The 22828-nt window shown below is 45.1% G+C and carries 21 protein-coding genes; 17 read left to right on the forward strand and 4 right to left on the reverse strand.

Translation table 11 applies throughout. From position 1 onward, the window contains the following. Nucleotides 1-51 precede the first annotated feature (51 nt). On the reverse strand, nucleotides 52-1629 hold the full coding sequence (locus WC496_10410; protein ID MFA5293432.1) for a tetratricopeptide repeat protein: 1578 nt from the start codon (nucleotides 1627-1629) through the stop codon (nucleotides 52-54). Nucleotides 1630-2272: 643 nt separating this feature from the next. Here WC496_10410 and WC496_10415 point away from each other — a divergent pair. The 6 genes from WC496_10415 to WC496_10440 all read left to right on the forward strand — a co-directional run bounded on the left by WC496_10415 (nucleotide 2273) and on the right by WC496_10440 (nucleotide 9946). After that, entirely contained in the window at nucleotides 2273-4273 is a 2001-nt protein-coding gene (locus WC496_10415; GenBank protein MFA5293433.1) for a chemotaxis protein CheB, read from the forward strand. A gap of 63 nt (nucleotides 4274-4336) precedes the next feature. Then, nucleotides 4337-7501, forward strand: coding sequence for a PAS domain S-box protein (locus WC496_10420; GenBank protein ID MFA5293434.1), 3165 nt, complete (start codon nucleotides 4337-4339; stop codon nucleotides 7499-7501). Nucleotides 7502-7554: 53 nt separating this feature from the next. After that, complete coding sequence (locus WC496_10425; GenBank protein ID MFA5293435.1) at nucleotides 7555-7926, forward strand: response regulator; 372 nt, start codon at nucleotides 7555-7557, stop codon at nucleotides 7924-7926. Nucleotides 7927-7953: 27 nt separating this feature from the next. Beyond that, a complete protein-coding gene (locus WC496_10430; protein ID MFA5293436.1) occupies nucleotides 7954-8319 on the forward strand; it encodes a response regulator in 366 nt (121 codons plus the stop codon). Nucleotides 8320-8352: 33 nt separating this feature from the next. After that, nucleotides 8353-8733 (forward strand): response regulator, encoded by a 381-nt coding sequence (locus tag WC496_10435; protein MFA5293437.1) that lies wholly within the window; start codon nucleotides 8353-8355, stop codon nucleotides 8731-8733. 160 nt (nucleotides 8734-8893) lie between these two features. Then, nucleotides 8894-9946, forward strand: a complete 1053-nt coding sequence (locus tag WC496_10440) for an ankyrin repeat domain-containing protein (protein ID MFA5293438.1) — start codon at nucleotides 8894-8896, stop codon at nucleotides 9944-9946. Nucleotides 9947-9977: 31 nt separating this feature from the next. Here the strand turns inward: WC496_10440 and WC496_10445 are convergent, their stop codons facing one another. Both WC496_10445 and WC496_10450 read right to left on the reverse strand, forming a co-directional pair. Further along, nucleotides 9978-10457, reverse strand: coding sequence for a response regulator (locus WC496_10445; protein MFA5293439.1), 480 nt, complete (start codon nucleotides 10455-10457; stop codon nucleotides 9978-9980). Further along, nucleotides 10454-10723, reverse strand: coding sequence for a hypothetical protein (locus WC496_10450; protein ID MFA5293440.1), 270 nt, complete (start codon nucleotides 10721-10723; stop codon nucleotides 10454-10456). Before WC496_10450 ends, WC496_10445 begins: the two co-directional genes overlap by 4 nt. A 193-nt stretch (nucleotides 10724-10916) precedes the next feature. Between WC496_10450 and WC496_10455 the strand changes: the two genes are divergently transcribed. Beyond that, nucleotides 10917-11693, forward strand: coding sequence for a HAMP domain-containing sensor histidine kinase (locus tag WC496_10455; GenBank protein ID MFA5293441.1), 777 nt, complete (start codon nucleotides 10917-10919; stop codon nucleotides 11691-11693). Nucleotides 11694-11704: 11 nt separating this feature from the next. Here the strand turns inward: WC496_10455 and dacB are convergent, their stop codons facing one another. Further along, nucleotides 11705-13081, reverse strand: a complete 1377-nt coding sequence (dacB, locus tag WC496_10460; protein ID MFA5293442.1) for a D-alanyl-D-alanine carboxypeptidase/D-alanyl-D-alanine-endopeptidase — start codon at nucleotides 13079-13081, stop codon at nucleotides 11705-11707. A gap of 344 nt (nucleotides 13082-13425) precedes the next feature. Between dacB and WC496_10465 the strand changes: the two genes are divergently transcribed. The 10 genes from WC496_10465 to lpxI all read left to right on the forward strand — a co-directional run bounded on the left by WC496_10465 (nucleotide 13426) and on the right by lpxI (nucleotide 22686). After that, nucleotides 13426-14370, forward strand: a complete 945-nt coding sequence (locus WC496_10465) for a dihydroorotate dehydrogenase electron transfer subunit (protein ID MFA5293443.1) — start codon at nucleotides 13426-13428, stop codon at nucleotides 14368-14370. Beyond that, on the forward strand, nucleotides 14361-15302 hold the full coding sequence (locus WC496_10470; GenBank protein ID MFA5293444.1) for a dihydroorotate dehydrogenase: 942 nt from the start codon (nucleotides 14361-14363) through the stop codon (nucleotides 15300-15302). Before WC496_10465 ends, WC496_10470 begins: the two co-directional genes overlap by 10 nt. A 48-nt stretch (nucleotides 15303-15350) precedes the next feature. Continuing rightward, on the forward strand, nucleotides 15351-15659 hold the full coding sequence (locus WC496_10475; protein ID MFA5293445.1) for a hypothetical protein: 309 nt from the start codon (nucleotides 15351-15353) through the stop codon (nucleotides 15657-15659). Then, on the forward strand, nucleotides 15652-15957 hold the full coding sequence (locus WC496_10480) for a DUF167 domain-containing protein (GenBank protein MFA5293446.1): 306 nt from the start codon (nucleotides 15652-15654) through the stop codon (nucleotides 15955-15957). Before WC496_10475 ends, WC496_10480 begins: the two co-directional genes overlap by 8 nt. Then, nucleotides 15954-17630: a tetratricopeptide repeat protein gene (locus tag WC496_10485; protein MFA5293447.1), complete on the forward strand. Its 1677-nt coding sequence runs from the start codon at nucleotides 15954-15956 to the stop codon at nucleotides 17628-17630. Before WC496_10480 ends, WC496_10485 begins: the two co-directional genes overlap by 4 nt. A gap of 24 nt (nucleotides 17631-17654) precedes the next feature. Then, the gene (locus WC496_10490) at nucleotides 17655-18479 is read left to right on the forward strand and encodes a hypothetical protein (GenBank protein ID MFA5293448.1); all 825 of its coding nucleotides are present in this window, start codon (nucleotides 17655-17657) and stop codon (nucleotides 18477-18479) included. A 22-nt stretch (nucleotides 18480-18501) separates the two neighbouring features. After that, nucleotides 18502-19569, forward strand: coding sequence for a tRNA 2-thiouridine(34) synthase MnmA (gene mnmA / locus WC496_10495; GenBank protein ID MFA5293449.1), 1068 nt, complete (start codon nucleotides 18502-18504; stop codon nucleotides 19567-19569). Further along, nucleotides 19569-20642, forward strand: a complete 1074-nt coding sequence (locus tag WC496_10500) for a glycosyltransferase family 9 protein (protein MFA5293450.1) — start codon at nucleotides 19569-19571, stop codon at nucleotides 20640-20642. The genes mnmA and WC496_10500 overlap by 1 nt, the downstream gene beginning before the upstream one ends. 100 nt (nucleotides 20643-20742) lie before the next feature. Further along, entirely contained in the window at nucleotides 20743-21756 is a 1014-nt protein-coding gene (gene lpxD / locus WC496_10505) for a UDP-3-O-(3-hydroxymyristoyl)glucosamine N-acyltransferase (protein MFA5293451.1), read from the forward strand. A 93-nt stretch (nucleotides 21757-21849) separates the two neighbouring features. Next, nucleotides 21850-22686 carry a UDP-2,3-diacylglucosamine diphosphatase LpxI gene (gene lpxI / locus WC496_10510; GenBank protein MFA5293452.1) on the forward strand — a complete coding sequence of 279 codons (837 nt, stop codon included), beginning with the start codon at nucleotides 21850-21852 and terminating at the stop codon, nucleotides 22684-22686. Nucleotides 22687-22828 lie beyond the last annotated feature (142 nt).

Consider the following 22828-nt stretch of genomic DNA (forward strand, 5'->3'; position numbering starts at 1 on the left):
TTCGCCTTTTTCTTAAAAAGGCTTCAGGTGCCATATAATAAGGTTATTTGGCTAAACGGGCCTTTGTGACGCTATATTGACCATATCGCCTATCAGGTTCCAGCAGGCATAGGCACGGTCGATAAGCCCCATGTTCTGGAGTGTTTCGTTTAATGCCGTGTAGGTTGATTCCGTATCGAACTCCTGGAGGTGTTCTTTTCGGCTCGTTTTCAAAGCGCTCATAAACGCGGCCCTGTTGCAATACAAAAGAGCTGTTTTGTAATGCAGGTCGATAAGCCGGCTGTTGGTTTTGTTTTCTGCGTTCAGATAGGTCAATGTCCTCGATTTGTCGCCGAGTTCTGTGCAGCAAAGAATCAGCCGTGTAAGGGCCCTGTAATTTGTTTCATTTCTCTGGACAACTTCAGTGAACTTTTCGGCAGCCTGTTTGTATTTCCTGTATTTCATTAAAATTGTGCCCAGGGCGTATCCGACCGAAAGATTCTCGGGATTTTCCGAATACTCTTTTTCAAAGGTCTCCAGTGCGATTCTGTCGGATTTTTGCTTGTCGAATTCCGTCCCGGTCGCGGCGCTCAATCTTAATCTCGCCGCTTCGGCGAATAATATACAGCTATTCTGCGCTATCGCGGCAGAGAGACTCAGTGTTGCGTATGCCGAGTCATCGTCTCCAAGTTTTTTTTGTGCCTGCGCCAGTCCGACATACGCGTCGACGATTTCGTCGTTTATGGCAGCGGCCCTGTTAAAAAGTTCGGCGGCCATGGACATATTCGAATTGATTACGTGCAAAGAACCGAGCTTTACATAAGCCGCCAGATAGTTTGGCTCCAGTCTTATGGCTTTTTCATAGTGAACAACCGCCTGCGCGAAATCTTCGGTTTGTTCGAAAATCTCGGCGAGCTGAACATTTAAATCCGCCGCCTCAGGCTGTTTTTCGAGAAGCTCGTTCAGATAATCTATCGCCTGATAGGGACCCTGCTCGTCTATAATTTCCTGGACTTTTTCTTCTTCCGCCGCGGAGCTGTTGAAATTATCGGGATGTATCAGAATTGCGTTATTGAACGCCTCTGTCGCGGATTCGTAATCGCCGGTTTGCATATACAAATGCCCCAGCAGCACGAGAGTTTCTATGTCATCGGGATATTCGCTTATTTGCCTTCGATACTCCTGAATCGCCCTTTCGACCTGTCCGTTTTTATAATATATGGCGGCAAGTCTCAATCTCGGGAACTCAAGATAATTTTTGAACTTCAGGCAGTCCTGATAAAACTCTATGGCTTCAGCTTCCTTATAAAGTCTTTCGTAACAGTGTCCGAGTGCGTACAGCGCGATTGTATTATTCGGCTGTTTGCAATAAATCGTTTGAAGGTTTTCTATCGCGCCTTTAAGGTCCGATTTCTCAAGGCAAAGCGCGGTCGCGGCCATTCTGCCGACGGCGCAGCCGGGTCTTTCGAGCAGATATTTTGCTGCTTTTTCCTCTGCCATATCGAAGCCGGCCACGGAAACCAAATCCAGAATATCGTTGATTTCATCGTAATCAGGATTTGACTTTATAACAGTATCGATCCAGTGCCAAAGTAACCCCGGAGTATTTACAGCAATCGCCCTGCCGAGAATTTCAAGTAGTTTTGACATAGTTTCCCGTCGTCATTTGTTTGTCGGCTGCGATGCTCGTCTCGTCAAACGTTTCACGTTTTTTGTAACCGATACGAGTCGCGTAACCGCAACCGTTCACCGTATTTTGTATCGACTGCCCCTGGGCCTGTCTTAATCGTTTTGCCCAGAATTATCCTGTTTTTGGCTTAAAATCGCCATTTTTTCGTTAGCTTTATGCCGGTTTTAGCGACTTTCCCGCATAATCATCCGAATAAACGAGACAGGTGGTCTGGTATGCTGAAAATTGGCCTTCTGCCCCCCTGCTGCTATTGTTAAAATCCGTAAGCTGATTGTCGACAAATTTTATTTGACATATTTTTTAGACTTGTATATTCTTATACATAACAGGGACTAAATCACAGCCGAAAAAAGGTACATCGCCAATTCAGCATGCTTATATGCCAAAAAAGAGTTGGCTATTATGCAATGATTAGAAACACCAAAGAGGATAGAGTTTATTCAACGTCTATTAGCCGACTTTTATGTATTTCTTTGCAAGGATGCTAAAGATGCCCAATAAGATAGAACAGTCAATCCGAAAAATCGGCAGAATTTGTTTTATTAACCCAAACTCTGTGGTGAAAACCATGGGATTTGGGTTTTTTGTTTTCGCGAGGTCCCCATGAAAAAACCAAGAGCAGCGCCAAAAAAGAAAAAGAATATACCTGCCAATCACAAAACAGCGTTTTTCCCTATAGTCGGTATCGGGGCGTCAGCCGGGGGTCTTGAAGCATATCAGGAATTACTCAGAAATTTGTCTGCCCGGCCGGGAATGGCAATTGTATTTATAATGCATTTAACCCCGGGCCATAAAAGCATGCTGACGGAACTGCTTGCCAGACAGACAAAAATGCCGGTAAGAGAAATCAGGAATGGTATGCGCATAGAAATCAACAATGTTTATGTAATACCGCCGAGCACTAATGTTTCCATCGCAGGCGGAAGACTGAAACTTAATAAGATACGCGATGCAGGCCTCAGACGTATGCCGATAGACTGGCTTTTCCGTTCTCTGGCCGAAGACCAGGGCAACAGGAGTATCGGAGTTATTCTTTCAGGGACAGCGACGGATGGGACGCTCGGAGCCGAGGCGATAAAGGCCGAAGGAGGTATTACTTTTGCCCAGGATGAAAAGAGCGCAAAATACAGCGGTATGCCGCAAAGCGTGATTGCCGCCGGCTGTGCGGATTTTGTGCTTTCGCCGAAAAAGATTGCACGTGAGCTGGAACGTATAGCAAAGCATCCGTTTATATCGTCTGCCGGACTTGTTAAACCGGAAAAATCAGTCGTAACGGAAGATAAAGGCCTTAAAAGTATTTTTGATATATTGCAGTTGGCCAAGGGGGTGGACTTTACTCATTATAAAACCAATACCATCAGCAGGCGTATATCGCGCCGAATGGTTTTGCTTAAATTGGAAAATCTCAGGGGCTACATAAAGTTCCTGCGTGAAAATAAGGACGAGGTGGAAAATCTTTATGAAGACTTATTGATAAAGGTTACCAGTTTCTTCCGTGACCAGAAAGTTTTTAATACATTAAGGAAACGCATAATACCGGCGATACTTAAAAACAAGACGAAAGGTCAGGAGATAAGAATATGGGTTCCGGGCTGTTCGAGCGGCGAGGAAGCTTATTCCATCGCTATGTGCTTTATTGAAGCGATGGGAAGCAAAAGGAGCCTGATTCCTGTGCGGATTTTTGCCACCGATGTAAGCGAAAGCAATATTGACAAGGCTCGCCGGGGCAGTTACGACAAAAGCATATTAAGAGATTTTACGCCTGAGCGGTTAAAAAGATTTTTCACCAAAACAGGCGGCTCTTACAAAATTTCCAAGATGCTGAGGGAGATGTGTGTTTTTTCAAAACAGAATGTGTTTAGCGACCCACCCTTCTCCAATTTAGACCTTATAAGCTGCCGTAACCTGCTTATATATATGCAGCCGGTTTTGCAGAAAAGAATATTTAATAATTTTCACTATGGTTTAAGGCCCGGCGGGTTTCTGGTCTTAGGAACCTCCGAATCCGCAGGCGGTTATTCGAATCTGTTTAAGACGCTGGATAGACAGCATAGAATTTTTGTAAAAAAATATCTGTCGGGAGGGTACAGGCTCGAATCGGGTCAGAAATATTATCCGCTGAAGCAATTGGAAATTAAGGAACCCCCGGCTATCCGAAAAGGCAAAGAATCGGATATGGCGCGCCTGGTGGAGCAGGTTGTGCTTGGCGAATACGCTCCATGCGGGGTGCTGATAGACGGCGATATGGAGGTTGTTCAGTTTCGCGGGCATACCGGCTGCTATCTCGAATCGGCGGCGGGCAAACCGAGTCTTAACATATTCAAATTGGCGCCGCGCGGACTGTTTCAGCCTTTGCGCACGGCGATATATAAAGCAAGGGGAACAAAACATACAGTAAAAATCGAAGCCGAGGATTTAAAGTACAATGGCCGGAAAATGAGGGTTAATATTACAGTCGTTCCTGTAAAATCAGGGCCGCTTAAAGAAGAGTTCTTTCTGGTGCTTTTTGACGAAATCCCCAGGGTTGCCGGGGGCGAGATTTTGCCAAAGGCACGCAGGAAATCCGCTAAAGACGAGAACTATGTCGAGAGCCTGCAGAAATAACTTGCGGAAACAAAAGAATATCTTCAGACGGTTATCGAAGAACAGGAAAATGTAAACGAAGAAGTGAAAACAGCCAATGAGGAAATACTGTCGAGTAATGAGGAACTGCTGAGCACCAACGAGGAACTGGAAACCGCCAAAGAGGAACTGCAGTCCACAAATGAAGAATTGATTACCACCAACGAGGAACTGCAGGACCGTAATAAGGAAGTTGTTTTGCTGAACAGCGACCTGATAAACTTACTTACCAGTATCAATATGCCGGTCATTATGATGGGGACGGACTTATGTGTGCGAAGAGTAACTCCACAGGCGGAAAAGGTGCTTAATGTAGTTTCTTCCGACGTCGGCAGACCGATAAGCAAAATTAAACTCAGCGTGGATATTCCTGATTTCGAGAAGATACTTTTGGATGTAATAGAGAACCTTCATCAGAAGACATTTGAAATTAAAGACAAAGAGGAAAACTGGTATTCGGTATATATCAGGCCATACCGCACTCTGGATAATAAGATTAACGGCGTGGTCGCGATTTTTATCGATATCACCGAACACAAGAAAGCACAGCAAGTAATCGAGGACGCTCGTACATATTCCGAAAGCATCTTAGAAACAATGCGGGAGCCTTTGATAATGCTGAATGCTGACTTAAAGGTAATCTCCGCCAACAAATCCTTCCGTCAGGCCTTTAAAGTTGACCATAAAGAAAGCGAAGACCGGTTTATTTATGATTTGGGCAACGGACAATGGAATATTCCCAGGCTGCGAGAGTTGCTGGAGAATATCCTTCCCATGAACAATGCTATCGATAACTACGAGATTGAGCACGATTTTGAGAACATCGGGCCCAAAACAATGCTTTTCAATGCCAGACGTTTTATGGATACGAAGATGATACTCATTACTATCGAAGACATCACCGAGCGAAAGCAGGCGGAGGAGACGATTCACCGTGAGCGGGACCGCGCCCAAATGTACCTTGATACGGTAGAAACCATAATCGTCGCCCTTAATACCGAGGGAAAGATAACCACCATCAACAGAAAGGGCTGCCAGCTTTTTGGCCGCAGTGAAGATGAACTCGTCGGGCAGTCCTGGTTTTCTACCTGCCTGCCGCAGCCGGATGGAAAGGAAAAGGTCTATCCTGTATTCTTACAGCATATGGCGGGCAAACTGGAGGCTACAGAATATTTCGAAAATCCCATTATCACCCGCAGCGGCGAGTTGCGGCAGATTGCATGGCATAATACGCTGCTTCACGATGAACAGGGCCGGATAACCGGCACTCTCAGCGCAGGCGAAGACATCACCGAGCGAAAGCAGGCGGAAAAGAAAATCGAATGGCTGAGTTCTTTCCCTGTTTTGAATCCTCTGCCGGTGTTAGAGATTGGCCGAAAAGGCGAGATATATTTTATTAATTCCGCGGCCAGACGGGCATTTCCGGATATTGAAAAAAAGAAATTTGCGCACCCATTCCTGGCGGGAATAAAGTCGCATTTTGATAAACCGCATAAAAAAGAGATCGAATATTTCTACCGCGAAGTAGAAATAGACGGCTGCTGGTATTCTCAGGTTATCACCGTAGTTGACTTAAATAGAATACGTCTTTATTCTTTCGACATCACCGAACGAAAGCGGATGGAGAAAAAAATGGCTCAGGCAAAGGAGGACGAATTCAGAGCTATTTTTGATAATGCGGTCGATGGAATACTTATAGTCGATACGGAAAATAAGAAATTCTACAGGGGCAATAACGCAATTTGCCGGATGCTCGGTTACAGCCCACAGGAAATTAAAGGTTTAGGGGTGGAGGATATTCATCCCAAAAGAGACCTTCCCTACGTTATTAGTCAATTTGAAAGGCAGGCAAAAGGAGAAATTCAATTAGCCGAAAGTCTGCCGGTAAAGAGAAAAGACGGCAGCGTTTTTTATGCCGACATTAATTCAACGACCATCGTAATTGCCGGCAAGGCATATCTAATAGGGTTCTTTCGTGATATCACTAAACGCAAACAGGCCGAAGACCTGCTCCGGCAGAGCGAGGATAGATATCGAAGTCTGTTTGAATCCTCCCGTGACGCTATTATGACCCTTGAACCGCCGTCGTGGAAATTCACATCAGGAAACATGGCTACAATAGAAATGTTCAGGGTGAAAAATGAGGAGGAATTTTTAACATACCAGCCCTGGGAATTATCTCCCCTGTATCAGCCTGACGGGCGAAAATCGCAAGACAAGTCCAAAGAGATGATAGAGATTGCGATGAACAAAGGCGCACATTTTTTCGAGTGGACGCACAAACGCGCAACCGGCGAGGAGTTTTTGACAAATGTGCTGTTATCGAGAGTTAAGCTGGGGGGAAAGGTATTCCTGCATGCGACTGTCAGGGACATTACCGAGCAAAGGCGACTGGAAGAAGAACTGAGAATCGCAGACGAACAAAGAGCCACTGTGGAAATGAGGTCGAGGTTTACCTCTATGGTTTCGCACGAACTCAGGAGTCCGCTCGGAGCTATCAAGGAAGGTATAAATCTTGTCTTAGAGGGCCTGGCAGGTAATATCAATGACGAGCAGAAGGACCTTTTGAGTACCGCAAAGAGAAATACCGACAGGTTAGGACGCCTGATTAACAATGTTTTGGATTACCAGAAAATAGAATCGGGAAAACTGGAGTTTGAAACCCTTAAAAATAATCTTAATGAGACCGTGAAGGAAGTCTATAAATCCATGAGCTTCCTGGCAAAAGAAAAAGGTCTCCAATTGCTGATAGATACCGACGATAGTATCCCGGCGATAATATTTGATAAGGACCGGATTATTCAGGTGATTACTAATTTGGTCAGTAACGCCATAAAATATACCGAAAAAGGCAGCGTTACTATCCGCACGAAGCAGAAGGACGATGCGGTATGTGTATCGGTTCAGGATACTGGTATCGGCGTTAAAGCCGAAGACATAGAAAAGCTTTTTTGTGCCTTTGAACAGTTAGACGGCCCAAGAGACAAGAAAAAAGGCGGCACGGGCCTTGGGCTGGCGATTTCCAAAGAGATAATCCTTGCCCATCAGGGAAATATATGGGCCGAATCGGAAATAGGCAAAGGCTCGACTTTTCATTTTACTATTCCAGGAAAGTTTAAGGAGAAAAAGAAACTTGGAGAGATTCTTATCGAAGAAGGAAAGATAACAGAGAACGATTTAAAAAAGGCGTTGAATAAGCAAAGACAATAGGAATGATTTTGCCTGTTAGAAGGTAAGAAAATATTATTTGATATGGAGGTATTATGGCAAGGACAATTTTGATAATAGATGACGATGCGGATTGGGTACAGATGATGAGCAAGAGGCTGAGAATTAACGGATACCAGGTGGAAGCGGCGTTTGATTCTGTACAGGCGGTTTCGCAGGCGCTGAAAGTAAAGCCGGATTTGATACTTTTGGATATTTTAATGCCTGCCGGCGGCGGGGTCGGGGTGCTCGAGAAGTTAAGGGAAAATGTCAATACGTTTAATACCCCGGTAATTGCCCTTACGGCGCTTAGTGATAAGCAAACGGTAGAAACTATGGTGGAATTGGGTGTGTCCGGATATTTTGTCAAGCCATTAGAAATGGTCAAGCTGCTCGAGAAGATAGAAGATGTCTTGGGTAAGAGATAATTATGGTTCGAAAAAGGAGAGAGCTTTATGGCTAAAAAAATACTGATTGTTGACGATGAGCCGGACCTGCTGAAAGTTACATTGCTTAGATTGAAGAAGACCGGTTATGAAGTATATAGTGCCACAGATGGACGAGAGGTATTGGATGTGGTTCCCAGGATAATGCCGGATTTGATAATTCTCGATGTATACATTCCTGTGCTTAATGGTGATGAGGTTGCCAGGATATTGAAGAGGGATGATAAATTAAAGCATATCCCGATCATTTTAATCTCCGCTACTACTCGGACCCTTGATGAAAGAGCCGCAGATTGCGGAGCGGACGCTTTTATTACCAAGCCGTTCGAGCCGGAGGAGTTAATCGGTCAGGTAAAAAAGATTCTGGGGGAGTAGGAACGGCAAAGTGTTAACTGGAAAGGAAATATTATGAAGAAAATACTTATTGTCGATAATGACGAGGATTTTCTGCAGATGCTCGGTAAAAGATTAACCTCTGAAGGATATTCTGTTATTAAGGCGACAACCGGAACCGATGCCATAGGCTGGGCGTTATTAGAGCACCCTGATATCATTATACTTGACGTATTAATGCCGAATATGGAGGGCGAGGAAGTGGCGGCAAAATTGAAAGAGTACGTCCAGACCAGAAATATTCCTGTGATATTTTTAACCGCTCTGATTACAAAAACAGATGAGGAAAAATACAGCTCAAAGGCTAACGGTCATATTATTTTTGCCAAACCTCTCGATACGGGAAAATTATTAGAGCAGATAAAAAAGCTTTTAAACAGTACGCCGGTTTCATAAAATTACCCGTTTAGGTCTGCCCTAATCGTTTTGCCGCCAATTAACCTGTTTTTAGCTCAAAATCGGCATTTATAAAACTTGACAATGGATATTGTAACTATGATAATCACTGAAATTGTTCGAGATATATAAATGTTGATGTCAGTTCAGGGAAAACCCAATGAAACATATTTTATTTGTTCTGATGTGTCTGTCTTTGATACCTGCGGCATTTGCTGAACCTAATGAACCGAGTAAGAATGATAAATTGATTCAGGCCGCTTATGACGGCAACCTCCCTGCCGTACAGGCCCTTCTGTCTAATGGCGCCAATGTAAATGCGAAGACTAATGAAGGCACAACGGCGCTGTATATGGCGACGTGGAAGGCCCATACCAAAATTATTAAGCTGCTTTTGGAAAAGAATGCCAATGTCAACGCCAAAACCAACACCGGAGCGTCGGCGCTGACGGTAGCCGTGATTTCCGGTTATGACGGCATCGTTCGGCTCCTGATTGAAAAAGGCGCTGATGTCAACGCCAAAGATAAAAATGGCGCAACGCCTCTGATGTGGGCCTCGTACAATGACTTCGCTGGAATTGTAAAACTGCTTTTAAAAAACAATGCCGACGTAAACGCCAAAGGCAATGACGGCACGACGGCTCTTGCAATGGCCGCGGCCAACGGCAATACTGATATTGTTCGGCTCCTTTTAAAAAATGGCGCTGACGTCAGCGTCAGAACTAATATTGGCGGAACTGCACTTACATTGGCGGCGTATTACGGCCATCTCGAAAGTGTCGGGCTTTTACTCGAAAACGGCGCCGATGTTAACGTCAGGGACAATGACGGCATAAACGCCCTGTGGCTGGCATCGCAGGAAGGTCATTCGGAGGTTGTCGAACTTCTTCTGTTAAATGGCGGCGATGTTAAACTCACGGATAAGGACGGCGTAACAGCCCTGCTTGTAGCGGTACAGAGGGGCCATACCGAGGTCATCAGGCTCCTGCTCGAAAATGGCGCCAATGCCAATGCCAGGATGATTAGCAATGGTATGACGGCGCTGACAACGGCAACTTTGCAGGGCAGACCGGAAGTCGTCAAACTCCTGCTCGATAAAGGCGCCGATGCCAACGCGAAAACAAACGACGGCATAACAGCTTTAGGGGCCGCAAAAAATGACGGCTACATAGAAATTGTGCAATTGCTCGAAAAAGCCGGCGCAAAGGAATAATTCCGCTTAATCTGCCCCCTGCGGATTTTTGTTATTTGGCATGTTTTTCTATTTCGCTCAGATACGCCAGTGTCTTTTCGAGTTTGTCGGATAGATGTTTAAGTTTCAGCATTGTTTTTACGCGGGTTATAAGTTCGAGCTTATTGACAGGCTTGCTGAGAAAGTCGTCTGTTCCCGACTCAATCGCCCTTTCGATATCCCCCAGTTCGTTAAGGGCCGTAACCATAATCACAGGCAAATCGGCGGTCTGCGGATTATTTTTTATTCTTCTGCAAACCTCGAAGCCGCTCATTCTCGGCATCATAACATCGAGCAGCACAAGGTCTGGTTTTGATTTTTTGATTATTTCGAGCGCCTCTATGCCGTCCTTTGCGGGTATTGTTCGGCACTCGATGTCTTCGAGATATGCCTGCAGAAGTTCAAGGTTCTGCTCGTTATCATCGACAACAAGTATCGCTGCGATTTGAGGACTTTCATCGCCCTTCTTCTGTTTTGCCATCGTCTTTGTCATTGCTGCTTTTTCTCCATATTCTGCTCAATAAACGCCCTGACCTCAGGTTTGAGGTATATCGTTTCAATATCCAAAACTTCACTTACCGCCTTTGCGCAAATTGCCGCGACTTCATAATCGCTCGAATCGGCATCCGCAAAAAAGAAGGAACCGTCTTTTATCTTGCACAAACCTGAACCGCCGCCGCCAAGCGAATCTTTACGTATTTTAACACCATTTCCCTCAAGCAGCTCCAGCAGTTCTTCAAGAACGGCCTTATTATCCATAAAAATTATATTTCCATTATCTGTGTATTATTGTTTTAGTCCCGTCCGCCATAGCCTTATGCGATGGCGGATAGCTTTATTATTCATATCTTTAAGGAAAAACTTCTTAAATGTCGATAAACATAATACTGTAATTTTATCTTAATTGTAATTTTTTTTAAAGTCTTTTTTGATTTAGTCCATGGAGGACACCTTGCAGCAGATAATTGAGAAACGCCGTTCTCTTAACAAAGAGATTAATATGCAACTACAGCAGAATAAAGAACTTCAGGCACGTCTGGCAAAGCTCCAGACCCTTGCTAATCTGGGTACTATCAGCGCGATTGTCGCCCATGAAATTAATAATATCCTTATGCCGCTGGGCAATTATGCCCAGGTTGCGCTGAATAATCCCAACGATGCCGCCCTGACTCAGAAGGCCCTTCAGAAAACCGTATTTAATAGCGCCCGTGCCTCTGAAATTCTCGAAAGCATCCTGGCCGTCGTAAATGGTGAAGCGATTGATAAAAAAATATGCAGGTTGAAACAGCTCGTTAACGAAGTCTTTTCCTGCATTGGCAGGGATTTCGATAAAGACAAAATAAAGGTCAAACTCGAAATTCCAGATGAGCTTAGCTTCCTTGCTGTTCCGGTCCAGTTGCAGCAGGTATTGATGAACCTGATTTTAAACGCCCGTGAAGCGATGATGCCTTCCGGCGGAACGCTGACCATAAAAGCCATCTGCCAGCAGGCTTCTGTCGTAATAGAGATATCTGACACTGGCTCCGGCATTTCACCGGAGAATATGGAGAAAATCTTTGAGCCGTTCTTCTCGACAAAGACTCCTCAGTCCCCTGCCGGTCGGGTCGGCGCAGGCCTTGGCCTTGTGTTCTGCAAAGAGATTATCGATTCGCACGAAGGAACAATCGAAGTTGACTCCGAATCGGACAAAGGAACAAAATTTATCATTACTTTGCCGATTGGCAAATAACCGCGACGTTGCTACTCGTCAATAATTGTTGTCACTATATCGGCTATGGCTTTTTTGGTCGGGTAATTTGCGTTATTCGTGATGATTGAGAAGATGTATTCTCTGCCTCCGTTTTCGGCGACGCATACTCCCGATAAAGCTCGCACGCCGTTGATATAGCCGCTTTTTCCAAACACTTTTCCGCCATATTTATTTTTATTGAATCGACTTTTAATGGTACCGTCCACACCGCTGATGGAGAGTGTCTGTTTGAACTCCGGCCAAAACCGGCTCTTATAAGCGTCCATTATCACACGACTGATAGCGTTTGCGGATAGTTTGTTTACATTGCTAAGTCCGCTTCCGTCGTCGATATAAAATTCGGTCTTGTCAATGCCGAGGCTTAAAAGGTAACTTCCAATAGTTTTTCTTCCTGCCTGCCAGCTTCCCGCTTTCCCGCCTGTCATCGTATTAGCTGCCAGTGTTTTTAAAAGACATTCCGCGGCTATTTGAAGGCTGACCTTATTGCAGTTTTGGATAACTTCCATTATAGGCGTATTGAACTCGGCGATAATTTGAACATCCTGCTGGTTAACGCCCATCTCGGTTAAAGGGCTTTCAACGCTTATACCTGCCCGGCGTAGATTTTCAGTGAGCAGATAGCCGAAGAACAAAGCGGGCTTTTCAATAGTGACATCGAACGACGCGGCGTTTCTGCATTTGCCGTAAACTATAATCAGATTCGCCTGTTCTGTACGGTTTGAGCCTATGGCACTTTGACCTTTTGATATCGGCTTAACGTTGTTAAGCAGTCGCAGAAATGCCGTATCAGGTTCTTTAGTCAGTTTAATTCCACTGTCAGTCCTTGCAGCGGAAATTTTTACACAGTTGCCGTTATAGTTAAGGCCGCTTATTTCGCTTGAGTAAGGTCTGTTAAGCTGGTCTCTGGGCCAGTTCGGATTAATACGTTCACTATCGAAAATGGAACTGTCGACGGTTATGCTGTCTAATTTTTCTATGGATTTCGCCTTGAGTGCTTCTGTGATTTGTCCTATGAAATCTTTACCGGCAAATCCCAAAAGCGGGTCGCCCCCTCCGATTACGACGAGCTTGTTGCCTATCAGTCCTGCTCTTGTTACGAATTTATAATCTGTGCCGAGACGTTTTAACGCGGTAAAGCTTGTAATTAATTTCATATTGGATGCAGGCGTAAGCGGTGTTGCAGGGTTATAACTGAATACACATTTTCCTGTTTGCGCGTCAACGACCATAACACTGTATTCAACATTCTTCTGGTCTTTTCTTGCAATTATATGTTCTATTTTTTCCTGTATAGACGCACTGCAGGCGGCCTGCTGTATCAAAACCAGCATCAATATCGCAAAACGCCTTATTCTGACAAATGGCATGGGTAGAATTTCTAACAAAAAAACGACCACAAAGCAACTAATAATATAACTTATTGTAAAATAATGATTTATGGCTGATATTTGCGGATTGTCCTGAATTTTTCCTGTTTTTTTGGTTTTTTTCGTATAACATTATTTAAAATAAGAAGTTATACGATTTTCGTTATTTTTTTATGTCAGATTGACAATGTTATTTGTGATAGTTATACTTGTTTCTCAATGAAAACAAGAATTTTGCGGCTTTCAAGCCGTGGCGCGCTTCCGGAATACCAGTGGATGAATATTCCGGAAGTTTTTTTATATATTGACAGTTCAGTACATAATTGTTTTTAATATAGTTACTTATGGCAAGTGCACCGTCAAAAAAGGGAATTTACAATGCGATTGTCCTGCAGAATCGCAGCTTGGGCGATAAATTTTTCCGTCTGAGCCTGGAACTTGAGAAAAAAACTCATATCTCGTTTTCCCATGCATCCGCAGGTCAGTTTGTTGAAATTGATGTTTCAAAACTTGCCCTGCCGGTTGAAAAGCTCATCCCCGGGCAATTTTCAGACAGCGCTTCGAGAAATGTTATCCTGCGAAGGCCCTTTAGTTTTTCCGATATAGACTGCAGCAAAGACTGTACTATCGTGGAAATTCTTTATTGTGTCCTTGGCCCTGCGACCTTGCGAATGAAAACTCTCAAACCCGGCGACACTGTCAATCTTATAGGCCCGCTCGGAAACGGTTTCACGATTTCTGAAAAGAAAAAAAATGTAATACTCGTCGCAGGGGGAATGGGAGCGCCCCCGCTTATACATCTTGCGAAGGTTCTGAAAAAACAATGCCCCGACACGGGAATAACAGCGTTTGTCGGCGCAAAGACAAAAGACGATTTGGCGTTCTTCGATATAAAGACAGACAGGCTGAAGAAAAAAACTGATATTACATTAGAAGAATTCGCAAGACATAACATAAAGACATTTATAAGCACAGACGACGGCTCTGCGGGCTTTAAGGGCTTTGTTACAGAGATATTCAAAAGTCAGCTCACACAAAACAAACTACAGCTCGAAGACGCGATAATTTACGCCTGCGGCCCGGAAGCGATGCTTTCTGCCACTGCCTCTTTGAGCAGTGAATTCAAAATCCCCTGCCAGGTAAGTCTCGAAAGACGAATGGCCTGCGGTATCGGTTTGTGCCAGAGCTGTGCGGTTAAATGCCTCGATAAAACAAGCGGAAATACTTCATACAAACTCTGCTGTAAGGATGGTCCTGTTTTCTGGTCTGACGAGGTTGTATGGCAATAAAAAATAAAGATATTGACCTTTCGGTTAATCTGGGCCCGATGAAGCTCGTGAACCCGCTGATGACCGCTTCGGGAACGTGCGGTTATGCCGACGAGCTTGACGACTTTATGGATATAAACCTCCTTGGCGGCTTTATCACAAAGAGTATCACCCTGCTGCCGCGTCAGGGAAACGATGTGCCGCGGATTGTCGAGACGGATTCCGGTATGCTCAATGCAATCGGACTTGCCAACATAGGCGTTGAGAAATTCATACAGGAAAAGATTCCCTTAATGTCGAGGTACAAAACTCCGTTCTTTGTGAACATTGCCGGCCAGACTATCGATGATTATGTCGCCGTCGCCGGAAAACTGGCGCAATGCGGACGGATAGCAGGTCTCGAACTGAATATAAGCTGCCCCAATGTCAAAAAGGGAGGCATAACTTTCGGCACTGACCCTGCTCTTGTCCGGCAGATTACCGGCGAAGTAAAAAAAATCATTAAAGATAAAATTCTAATCGTCAAACTTACACCGAGCGTAACTGATATCAGCGCCATTGCCCGTGCGGCGGTCGATTGTGGCGCAGATGCCCTTAGTCTTATCAATACCTTTACGGCGATGGTTATCGATATTGAGACCAAAAAGCCCGTTCTCGCCAATCGCACAGGCGGCCTTTCCGGCCCTGCCATAAAGCCGATAGCGGTTTATCTTGTAAATAAGGTCTATAATGAAGTCGCTAAACCCGCGGGCATCCCTCTTGTTGCAGGCGGAGGTATAAGAACCGCCTCCGACGCAATTGAATTTATCATCGCGGGAGCGACAGCCGTAACCGTAGGTACTGCCGGTTTCGTTTATCCTGATACTGCGGTCAAAATTATAGACGGCATAAACAAATATTGTATTCGGCATAATATAACTGCCATTAACGAACTTATTGGCAGCTTGAAATAACTTTACTTTGAAGATATAATACTATCCTGATTTATTCTGGCGGCAAAAATGGATACACTTAAAGCACTTTATGAATATTTTCCGGCTTCTGTTTTTACAGGCAGAGCTTTGGTCTTTATAAGCGAGGACTGGCGGATTGAGCTTACCGAGCATCCGAATTCTGATTTCAGCAAAAAAAACAGCCATTGTCCGATTATAAGGGTCAAGGTTTTTAAGAAGGCTTTGAACGGCGAATTTGTGCCGGGCCATTATGAGGATTTTCAGATAGAAGCCCTCGGCGAACTTGCTTCGCAGATTGAACGATATATCCAGGCCGCTGTCGGCAAAAATATCAGGGAATACGGCTTAGATGTCTGAAAACATTTTGAATATTACCGAAAAGGACGGCCGGGTGGTTTTCAATATCAAGGTCGCCCCCGGCAGCAGCAGAACGGATATTGCCGGAATTTATAACGGTATGTTAAAGGTCAGGCTTTCGGCCGCGCCGGAAAAAGGCAAAGCCAACCATGCTCTTATAAAATTGCTTGCGGAAAAATTCGATATTCCTAAAAATCAGATAACTATTACGGCGGGTCTGACTTCAAAAATAAAACAGGTATCGATAAAAGATATAACTCGCCAAATGATTGACGCTATTTTGAGTGACAGCGAATGAAAAATAAATTTACTCTTTTAATATTGATTGCTATCTGCCTGCCTGCTGTCGCGGCGGGATATTACCCTAATTCGATTGAAGAGGTTCTAAAGCTCAGCGATAATGACATAGACATTGCCGCAAGTGTCCTGCTCGTAAGTAAACGGTGGGACCCGCAACTCGATATAAACCGCTACCTCGACATTATTGACGATATGGCCCGGCAGGTCCGTCAGATGACAAAATCTTCTTCCAACAGCCGTAAAACGGTAGATGCGATTAATGAGCTTTTATTCAGGAAGTTCGGTTTTAAACCTGTCGATAACGCCAACAATCCGGACGACCTTTTTCTCAATACGGTTATCGACAACAAAAGAGGATATTGCCTGAGCCTGTCGATACTGTATCTTTCTCTCGGCGAAAGACTCAACCTGCCTTTGCACGGCGTGGTTGTTCCCGGTCATTTCTTTGTTCGGTGCAACGACGCCAGCAAACCTTTCAATATTGAAACTACTCAGGATGGCGCAAATCCGCCTGACAAGCACTATATCAAGGAATTCAAAATACCTGCCGCCACAAATAACATTTATCTTCGCAACCTTACCAAAAAGGAGACTATCGGCTGCTTTTTCAATAATCTGGCCAATAACTATTTCGGCAGCGGCCAGATAGAGAACGCTTTTTATTACCAGCGGCTGGCGGTCGCTCTTACCCCGATGCTCGCAGAGGCACGGACGAATCTCGGCAATATTTACCTGAGAAAAAATATGACCGATGCTGCGATTCAGCAGTACGAAACGGCTCTCGAAATAAATTCAGCGGACGCGAAAACGCATCATAACCTTGCAAACGCATACAGAAAAAAGGGCCTTCCGGACGCGGCAATCAAACAATATAACATCGCTCTTGAACTTGACCCCAATTATGCCGAAATCTACAAAGGTCTTGCCGAGGCGTACCATTTGAAAGGTCTCGATGACAAAGCCATATCGACACTGAAGAAAGCTGCCGACGTTAATTCACGCGACCCAGATATCTACATTACTCTGGCCGGGATTTATCAGGACAAAAAACAACTGGACTCGGCTGTTTCAAATTACAGACGTGCCCTTATTCTCAAAACAAACTCGGTTGAGGCCGCCTGCGGTCTGGGCTATGTTTATTTTCAGAAAGAAATGTACAACGAGGCGATCGAGCAGTTTCGAACGGCGGTGTATTATGAGCCGTTAAATGTCAGGGCGCATATGGGGCTTGCCCTTGTTTATAACAAGCTCGGCTGGGTGGAAGATGAAATACAGGCTTACGAAAATGCCATAAAGGCCGACCCTAATATGGTCGCCGCATGGCAGAATCTCGCCAATATTTATATGGACCGCAAGCTTTACGACCTTGCCGAAGAGAACTACAAAGCCGCGATAAAACTGAATCCTAATGATGCCGACCTTTATTTTAATCTCGCTGTTTCGTATTCGGCACGCAAACTATATGAAGATGCGAAACAATGCTATTTAAAAGCCATTGAACTCCGCTGGAACTATCCTGCCGCGCACAATAATCTGGCAATTACCCTATACTCGCTCAGCAAGTATCAACAGGCCATCAACCATGCGAAAATTGCTCAGCAGCAGGGTTTCAAGGTCTCTGCTGATTTTCTGAATCAGTTAAATAATATCGTTAAACAAAGCAACCCATAAAATTTTTACATGGAAGGAACGAAAATGGCTGAAAAAAAGAAAAAAAGTAATGGATTGAACATTTTATTTGCCATCATCGTGATTATTTTCATCGTTGTAGTTATCGGTCTGGTTTCCATTGATGGAATTCTCAAAAGTGCTGTTGAGAAAGCGATAGCGAAGCAGCTCAACGTCGACGTTTCCACGGCAAAGATAAGCCTGAGCATTCTTTCAGGCAACGTTACGGTTTCCAAACTCAAGATAGGCAACCCGCCAGGATACCAGTACAAAAACGTTCTCGAAGCAAACTCAATTTCGGTAACAACCAGTATCAGTTCGCTTTTAAGCAATCCAGTCGAGATCAACGATATCACGATTGACGGCGTCTCTATGGTAATCGAGCAGAAAGGTCTTACGAATAACGTCAGCGATATACTCAAATCGATACCTGAAAAGCCGAAAACCGAAACCACTGAGCCTGCGAAAAACGCGAAAGGCGTTCACATTTCAACTGTCGATATGAAAAACCTCAATGTAACCGCAAAACTTCTCCCTGTCCCCGGCAAATCCGATGCTTTAAAATTGAAAATTGCATCGATACATCTGACTAATTTAGGCGGTGAAAAATCATCCCTAAGTGACGTTGTGGGCAAAATATTCGCAGCGATTTCAAGCGAAGTCGCCTCTCAGGGCGCCGGCATCCTTCCGTCCGATTTGCTTGGACCTATTCAGGAAAATCTCGGCAAATCGCTTGAATCGATTGGCGACATTGGGAAAGGGCTTTTTAAATCTACAGACAAACCTGCTGGTGAAGGAACACAGGATACGACAGTAAACAAGCTCAAGGGATTGTTTGAAAAGAAGAAATAATTGAAACTCGCTGCATACTACATTGAATAATACGCGGTCAATAAAAGGTAAAAAAGTATTTGTCGCGATGAGCGGCGGTGTTGACAGTTCTACTGCCGCCGCTCTTCTTATCGAGGCAGGCTGCGACTGTACGGGCATTTACATGACGGTTCACGACCACGCTCAGCAGCATTGCGACGACGCCCGGAATATCGCAAAAGACCTCGGCATTAAATTTGAAGCACTCGACCTGAGAGGGAATTTTAAAACAGTGCTTGATTACTTCTGCGATGAGTATAAGCACGCCAGAACACCTAATCCCTGCGTTTTCTGCAACCGTAATATCAAATTCGGCAAACTTTTCGATTACGCGAAAACCAAAGGCGCAGATTTTTTCGCTACAGGCCATTATATCGCGATACACCGGGATGATGCAGGTATTGGTCTTTACGCCGCCAATACGGAAAAGGACCAGTCTTACGCTCTTGCGATGATTAACCGCAGCGTTTTGCCTTATCTGATTTTTCCGCTCGGCGATTTCGATAACAAAGACCAGACTCGTAAAATAGCAAAAAAACTTGGCTTGTCCGTAAGCGATAAAACCGATTCTCAGGAGATTTGTTTTATTCCGGATAATAATTACGCCGGCAAACTTGAAGAGCTTTGCCCGGAAGTTGCAAAAGAAGGTAACATCGTTGACAGCAGCGGAAAAATCCTCGGCACACATAACGGCATTCATCATTTCACCATCGGCCAGCGTAGAGGCTTAAGGGTAGCTATGGGCGTGCCCTGGTATGTAACGAAGCTCGACAGCCATACGAATACCGTAATTCTCGGCCCAGCCGAAGAAGTTGTTCACAAAACTCTTTTTACCTCGAATCCGAATTGGCTCATTGATACCCCCCAACAGCCGTTTGCCGCGAAAGTAAAAATCAGGTATAATCATAAACCTGTAGATGGTATGGTTTACCCTCAGGAAAATTCGGTTAAGGTCGTATTCGACCGGCCGCTCACTGCGATAACGCCGGGGCAGGCGGTAGTTTTTTATATGGAATCGCCCATTGGCCTTAAGATGGCCGGTGGTGCATGGATTGACGAGGCTTTGGATTGATGAACGAAGAACGGGACATTTTGAAAATTTTATCTTCCGCTGAAACGGAATCGCACAAACTTTCCACCCGCGCCCTGATAATCCAGCCCGGCGCGATAGGCGATTGTGTTCTCACGCTGCCGGTGGCAGAATTTATCAAAAGAGCCTTCAAAATCGGCACGGTAGCTATGCTCGGCAGAAGTCAATATATGGAATACTTTCCCGCACGAAGCTGCATCGACAGCATAAAGGACCTTGACTCTATCGATTTGCACAGGCTTTATGTCAGCCACAAGGATTTCGAACTTCAGGACGGCGATTCCCTCATAGCTGCTTTTGCAGGCTATCGGCATATTTTTAATTTTCTCGGAAACCCCGGCGATGATTTCGAACGCAATCTGATTTATACCGCCAACTGCAGCAATCCGGTCGAGGTTACTACGCTCCGGTTAAAGCCACCCGCCGATTATAAACATCACATAACCAAATTTTACTGCGATTCGATTTCCGCCGCGTGTTCCGATTATAAACATCGCAAACTGTCGGTACGTTCCGCCATTGACAAAAAAAAATATATTAAACCTTTTAAATCCGACCTTTCCGCGGGCCGCGCACTTCTTGATTCGCTCGGCATAAAGAAAAACCAGAAGCCCGCGGTAATTCATCCCGGCAGCGGCGGCGTCAAAAAATGCTGGCACATCGACAACTTTTATCTTTTGGCCGAAGAACTGCTCGAAGCCGGAGAAAATGTAATTTTTCTGCTCGGCCCTGCCGAACAGGAACGTTTCAGCAGGAAAACCTTCGACAGGTTATCTGCCCTGGCGCCGACGATAATCGAAACCTCGCTTGCCCGGACATTCCAGATTCTCTGCTGCAGCGGCTGCTTCATCGGCAATGACAGCGGAATTTCTCATATCGCATCTGCCTCAGGCATTGCCACGATTGCCTGTTTCGGTCCGACCAATCCGGCTGTTTACTGCCCCCCGGGCCCGAAAGTAAAGACCTTCAAATTTGACGACCAGGATTTTACCAACCCCTCTTGCCAGGCCGCGGGCCAGGTAAGCCGTGCCGCCCTTAAATTCTTAAGTTCTTGACCCGCAATATCTAAGCGTTATAATATCATTTTTGTGTTTTGTAGTTTTGTAGGGTGGGCTTTAGCCCACGCGGTTTATCAATATTATTGCCAGGAAGCAGATGCCGACAAAAACATTAGGACAATTGGCCCAGTTCGTAAATGGCATGGTTAAAGGCGATGCGGAAATAAAAATTTCCTCTGTTGCGACCCTCGACAATGCGACCTCTTCGGACATAAGTTTTCTCTCGAATCCTAAATACGCGAAATCCATTGCGGCTACGAAAGCCGGCGCTGTAATCGTCGGCAAAGATATCGATTGTCCGTCGCCGCTGCTCATTGCCGAGGACCCGTATTATGCTTTCTCCCAGATAGTCGTTCTGCTTCACGGCCAAAGGACGCATAAAAAAATTGGTCTTTCCAAAAAAGCCTCGATTTCCCAAACCGCCCGTATCGGCGATGGCTGCGACATTCATGATTTTGCTGTTATCTGCGATGGTGCGGTTATCGGCAAAAATACGACTATCTATCCGAATGTATTTATAGGCCCTGATGCGAAAATCGGCGAAAACTGTATTTTATATCCCAGCGCGGTGATTCACGACGGCTGCACACTCGGCAATAATGTTATAATTAATGCCAATACGGTAATTGGCAAAGACGGCTACGGCTACGCGACATATAAGGGCACACATCACAAAATTCCGCAGATAGGAATAGTGGCGGTGGAAGACGATGTTGAAATCGGCTCTAATTGCTGCGTTCAAAGAGGAGCCGTCGAAGATACGATTATCGGCAAAGGATGTAAAATCGGCGACCTTACCAATATCGGGCATGGCGCAAAGATAGGCGATCACTGCCTGCTCGTAAGTCAGGTTGGAATTGCAGGATCTACGAGAATCGGCCATCATTGTGTCATTGCAGGTCAGGCGGGCATTGTCGGACACATTAAAATCGGCAACTGCGTTACAATTGCCGCTCAGGCAGGCGTAATAAATGATGTTCCAGACGGCCAGTCCGTCGCGGGCACTCCGGCCATCGGTGCCTTAAACGCCAAACGCGCATACAGTCTGATTGAAGACCTGCCGAAGATAAAAAAAGCCATCAGTCGTCTTGAAAAATCTGATTCTAAATAATATTTTTTAGCCATAAAGGTACAAAGACACTAAAATAAATAGATTATAATTTTTTTACTTTGTGCCTTCGTGTCTTAGTGGCTGCTAATAATAATGAGTGATAATAAAATAATAGGTTTAATAGCGGGCGGCGGAAGGTTGCCGTTTCTGATTGCACACGGTGCGAAACAGGCTGGCCTGAAAGTCGTTTGCGCAGGGCTTGGCGATAATCCCGCGCCAGACCTTGCCGGCGAAGTTGACTATTATTCGCAGGTTCCTCTTGCCCGGCCGGGAGCATGGATTAGAAAGTTAAAAAAATACGGCGTTACAGACGCCATTATGGTCGGCAAAGTTCGCAAGGAAAAACTTTTTACCCCGATGCGGATTTTAAAATATTTGCCGGACTGGCGGGCGCTGAGAATTTATTACTGGCGTTTGAGGAAACAAAACAAAGTTGACCAGACAATCTTGCAGGCGATAGCTGATGAGCTGGCCTGCGGAGGTATTATTTTGCAGGACTCGACTAAATATTGTAAGGAACATCTCGCCGTCGAAGGCGCTATGACAAAAACAAAACCGTCTGCCGGCGTTCAGGAGGATATTGATTTCGGCTGGCTGATGGTTAAGAAAATTTCCGAAACAGGCATCGGCCAGGCCATTGCCGTAAAGGAAAAATCTGTCCTCGCCGTCGAAGCCGTCGAAGGAACCGGCCAGATGATTATACGCGCAGGCCAGTTATGCCGAAGAGGCAACTGGACGCTGTTAAAAGCATCGCGTCCCGACCTCGATAAGCGTTTCGATGTGCCCTGCGTCGGCCCGGAGACGATTGAGGCACTCCATAAAAACGGCAGCAGGTGTCTTGTCGTCGAGGCGGACAGAACTATTATCATAGACAAACCACAGACAATTGAGCTGGCCGACAAACTTGGCATAGCTGTCATCGGCTGTTGAAATATGAAATCGACACAAATTTACACTGTCATTATCAGACACGGATTTACACGGATTGACACTGTCAATGTCATTCCCGCGAAGGCGGGAATCCATTTTTATATCTCTGTGTTCTCTGTGAACTCTGTGGCTGAAGTTCTTA

This window comes from Phycisphaerae bacterium (assembly GCA_041652575.1).
Lineage (GTDB): Bacteria > Planctomycetota > Phycisphaerae > Sedimentisphaerales > UBA12454 > UBA12454.